The following is a 4153-nucleotide window of genomic DNA, read 5'->3' as shown; positions in this document are numbered from 1 at the left end:
GCGGACGATGGGCGCGGCGCCGCCGCGCTCCGCGGCCGCGCACAGTCCGACGCTCGTCTCCGCCGTGAGGGGGCCGTGCTCCTGGTCGACGATGACGAAGTCCATCCCCGCGAGGCCCGCCATCTCCGAGACCATCGGCGAGTCGATGAGCTGGAACGTTCCAACGGTCGTTTCGCCGTCGAGTAACCGTTCTCTGAGCGTCCGAGTAGGCATACGTGAAACGCGTATCGGGCCCCCATCAAAGTATCGCTGCCGGCGGTCCGCGCACGGGAATCCGTTCATCGCCGATTGATCGACGGTGGTGGGCGAGCGGTCGGCCGATAGGGGTTACCGCTGGTCGACCTCGCGTTTCTCCCAACCCTGTTCGAAGAGGTTGATAGTGTGAACCCCCTCACCAGTGTACTCGTGCTCGCGGACCACGTCCATGTCGAGTTCGATGCCGAGGCCGGGGCCCTCGGGAATCCGGATGTGCCCGTCCTCGATGGCGACGGGGTCGACCAGGAGATCGTCGACCCACTCGACGTCGTAGGTCTGGAAGACCTCCTGGATCATGAAGTTCGGGACCGCGGCGTCTACGTGGGTGCAGATGGCCGTCGCGACCGGGCCCTGCGGATTGTGCGGCGCGAAGCTCACGTGATCGGCCTCGGCGATGGCCGCGATCTTCTTCGACTCGGTGATGCCGCCCGTATTCATGATGTCGGGCTGGACGATGTCGACGTCGGTGCGCGTGACGAGTTCGAAGAAGTCGTGCTTGCTCATGTGGCGCTCCCCGGTCGCGATGGGGACAGGCGACTTCTCGGCGACCTCGCGGAGGCTGTTGATGGAGTCCGGCGGGCAGGGCTCCTCGAACCAGGTCGGCTCGAACTCGGCGAGCCTGTTGGCGACGTCGACCGCCTGCCCGGCGGTGAAACGGCCGTGGCCCTCGATAAGCAGGTCGACGTCCGGCCCGACGGCCTCGCGGACCGCGCTGACGATGTCGACCGCGTGGTTGAGCTCTTTCTTGCTCATGCGCTGCCAGGCCGTCCCGAAGGGGTCGAACTTCATGGCGTCGTAGCCGTCGTCGACGACCTGTTGGGCGGCATCGGCGAACCCCGCCGGCTCGCCGTCAGTCTCAGTGTACCAGCCGTTCGCGTAGGCGCGGAGGCTGTCGCCGTGGACCTTGCCGCCGAGGAGCTCGTAGACGGGTTTCTCGAGCAACTTGCCCTTGATGTCCCAGCAGGCCATGTCCACCGCCGAGCAAACGGTCGTGTTGACGACGTTCTTCGAGAACCACTCGTCGCGGTACATCTCGAGCCATATCTGCTCGGTGTCGAAAGGATCCTTCCCGACGAAGTAGTCGCTCATCTCCTCGATGGCCGCCGCGACCGTCCGCGGCTTGTCGTGCGTCGTCGCCTCGGCAAGGCCGGTGACGCCGGCGTCCGTCTCGAGGCGAACGAACACCCACGGCTTCCAGGGATTGGCGACGAGATACGTCTCTACGTCGGTGATGCGTACGTCCGACATGCTGGTTTGTAATTGTCTCGGGCTCCCTTAAGCGTATGTGAGTCGGTATCGTTTGTCGACTGTTCCTCGGTATCGCTCACCAGTGGTTATTTGCTACCGTGGGGGAAACACCGAGCCATGTCAGGTCCGACCATCGAGACGGTCGAGACGGTACCGCTCGAAGCGCCGCTCGACGAACCGTTCGGGTACTCCCAGGAGTGGGTCGACACCCGGTCTGCGCTCCTCGTCCGCGTCGAGGTGGACGACGGGACCGTCGGGTGGGGCGAGTGCTGGGGGCCGGTCACGGGGACTCGCGAGACCGTCGAGAACCTCCTGGCGTCGGTGCTCCTCGACGAGGACCCCCGCGACGTGGAGCGACTCCACGACGCGCTCTATGACACCGGGCGCGCGGCCTATCAGTCGGTCGTTCCGCTTCCCGCGATAAGCGGCCTCGACATCGCCCTCTGGGACCTCGCCGGCAAACTCGCGGACGAGCCCGCGGGGCGACTGCTCGGCGGCCGCCGCCGGGCGTCGGTGCCCGCGTACGCCACGGGCCACTACTTCCGACCCACGGAGGACCTCGGCTCGCAGTACGACGCCATCGTCGAGGAAGCCCAGGCCAACGCGCGGGCGCTCGGCGCGCTGAAGCTGAAGGTCGGCCTCTCGATCGTTGGCTACGGTCCCGAAGCCGACGTCGAGCTCGTCAGGCGGGTCCGCGAGGCCGTCGGGTCGGACGTCGACGTGATGGTCGACGCCAACTACGCCTACGATCGCCCGACCGCCGCGGCGGTCGGGCGGGAACTCGCCGCCCTCGACGTCCGCTGGTTCGAGGAGCCGGTTCGCCCGACGGACCACGAAGGGTACGCTAGACTTCGGCGCGAACTCAACGTCCGAATCGCGGGCGGGGAGTGTCATACGCCCGCCGAGTTCGACCGCCTCCTCTCGATGAACGCCCTCGACGTGGCGCAACCGGACGTCTGCAACGTCGGCGGACTCACGCCGGCGCGACGAATCGCCGCTCGTGCCCGCGACGCAGGCACGCCACTCGTGCCCCACGTCTGGGGGACGCCGATAGCGCTCGCGGCGTCGCTCCACCTGCTCTCGACGCTCCCCCGGGAGCGCCCGCTGGAGTTCGACCGCTCGGCGAACCCGCTCCGCGAGGAACTAGCTACCGACCCCTTCGCGCCCGACGACGAGGGGCGGATGGCCGTCCCCGAGGCCCCCGGCCTCGGCGTCGAACTCGATGAGGACGCCATCGCTGCCTACCGCGTCGACTGACCGAACCGGCACGCGCCGAGTCGTCCAGTTCCGCCGGCACGTCTCGACGCAGCGGTCTTTTCGAACGTGGTTCAGGTCCGCCTACCAGGAGGATATCGTCACGTCACGCAGCGGCCGGTCGAGCGGGACGTCGACGTGCGCGTCGGTGAAGTGGGAGACGTAGAACGCGATGATTATCTCGAGCGACCGGGCGGCCGCCTCGCCGGGCGAGTGGTTCGTCTCGGCCGTACCGTCCAGCAGGTCGACGACGTGGCGGGCGGCGTTGGGGAAGGCGTTACGGTAGTCTTCCTCCCACGTCCACGCGCCCTCGATACCGGGAAGGTCCTCCTCGACGTGCGCGCCGTCTTCGAGGCGCCAGTAGCGCCACTCGCCGTCGTCGTTGTTGAGATAGAGCTTGCCCTCGGTCCCGACGAACGTGAGTGCCATCGAGGAGATATCGCGGGCGACGGTGCAGTCGACCGTGGCGAACGTGCCGTCGTCCAGGACGAGGTGGCCGCCACCGCCGGAGTCGTCGACCGACGTGCCGTCGAGCGCCTCCACGGCGTCGTTCTCGCCGTTGATGTACCCGCTGACCTGCTCGGCGCGCGCGTCCAGTAGGTAGACGAGCATGTCGAGGAGATGCGTGGAGTTGCGCATGAGTTCGCGCCGGAACTGCGCGTTGACCGACCGGACGTCGCCCAGGATACCCTCGTCCTGGACGAGGTCGCGGAGGGTCTGCAGTTTATCCGTGAACCGGAACGAGTGGTTGACCAGCAATTCCGCGCCCTCCTCCTCGCAGACCTCGTTCATCTCCTCGACCTCCGAGACGCTCGCCGCGATGGGCTTCTCGCACCAGATGACATCGGGCGAGGCAGCTGACCGCGCGGCGTCGATGACTGGCCCGTGGTGGAGGTACGACGGCGTGCAGACCGAGACCGCGTCGAGGTCCTCCTCAGCGAGCATCGCCTCGTGTCCGAGATAGCGCCGCTCCGGCGGGATGTCCCACGCGTCGCCGAACCGGTCGAGTTTCTCCTTGTCGACGTCGGCGATGGCCACGAGTTCGATGTCGTCCGCCTCGTGGTAGCCGCCGGCGTGACTGGCGCGGAACTTCTCCCTGCCAATCTTGTCCTGGTCGTGCATCCCTAAAATTCCCATCCCGGCGATGCCACCCGCACCGATAATTCCCGCTTCGTACGTCACCATATATTCCCTGTGACCTGAACCCTACTTGTAGTTTGGCACCGGATATCGGACACGTTCCGCGGGGAACCGACCTGGGGTAACTGTTATGCCGCACCCACAGGATGACTACCCATGAGCGGAAACTCGCTCGAAGACAGTGTCACACTCGTAACGGGCGCCAGCTCCGGCATCGGCCGCGCGGCGACTCGCGCCCTCGCCGCGCGTGGGGCGG

The 4153-nt window shown here is 66.9% G+C and carries 3 protein-coding genes and 1 pseudogene; 1 reads left to right on the top strand and 3 read right to left on the bottom strand.

All coding sequences use genetic code 11. The features are described 5' to 3' along the window. Both ACR3FE_RS27710 and dgoD read right to left on the bottom strand, forming a co-directional pair. A pseudogene (locus ACR3FE_RS27710) lies at window positions 1-213 on the bottom strand (aldolase); the annotation flags it as partial. A 114-nt stretch (window positions 214-327) separates the two neighbouring features. Further along, window positions 328-1503 (bottom strand): galactonate dehydratase, encoded by a 1176-nt coding sequence (dgoD, locus tag ACR3FE_RS27705; protein ID WP_458211080.1) that lies wholly within the window; start codon window positions 1501-1503, stop codon window positions 328-330. Between the two features lie 12 nt (window positions 1504-1515). On the opposite strand from dgoD, the gene ACR3FE_RS27700 reads away from it, so the two are divergent. Next, window positions 1516-2760, top strand: coding sequence for a mandelate racemase/muconate lactonizing enzyme family protein (locus ACR3FE_RS27700; RefSeq protein WP_458211079.1), 1245 nt, complete (start codon window positions 1516-1518; stop codon window positions 2758-2760). Window positions 2761-2841: 81 nt separating this feature from the next. Here the strand turns inward: ACR3FE_RS27700 and ACR3FE_RS27695 are convergent, their stop codons facing one another. After that, window positions 2842-3939, bottom strand: coding sequence for a Gfo/Idh/MocA family protein (locus ACR3FE_RS27695; protein WP_458211081.1), 1098 nt, complete (start codon window positions 3937-3939; stop codon window positions 2842-2844). Between the last annotated feature and the right edge of the window lie 214 nt (window positions 3940-4153).

This window comes from Haladaptatus rarus, assembly GCF_054177585.1.
This window is presented reverse-complemented; position numbering and strand designations above follow the sequence as displayed.

Bases quoted from the DNA above. Each gene is read 5' to 3' on its own strand.
- dgoD (WP_458211080.1), bottom strand. From the start codon at position 1,503: ATGTCGGACGTACGCATCACCGACGTAGAGACGTATCTCGTCGCCAAT.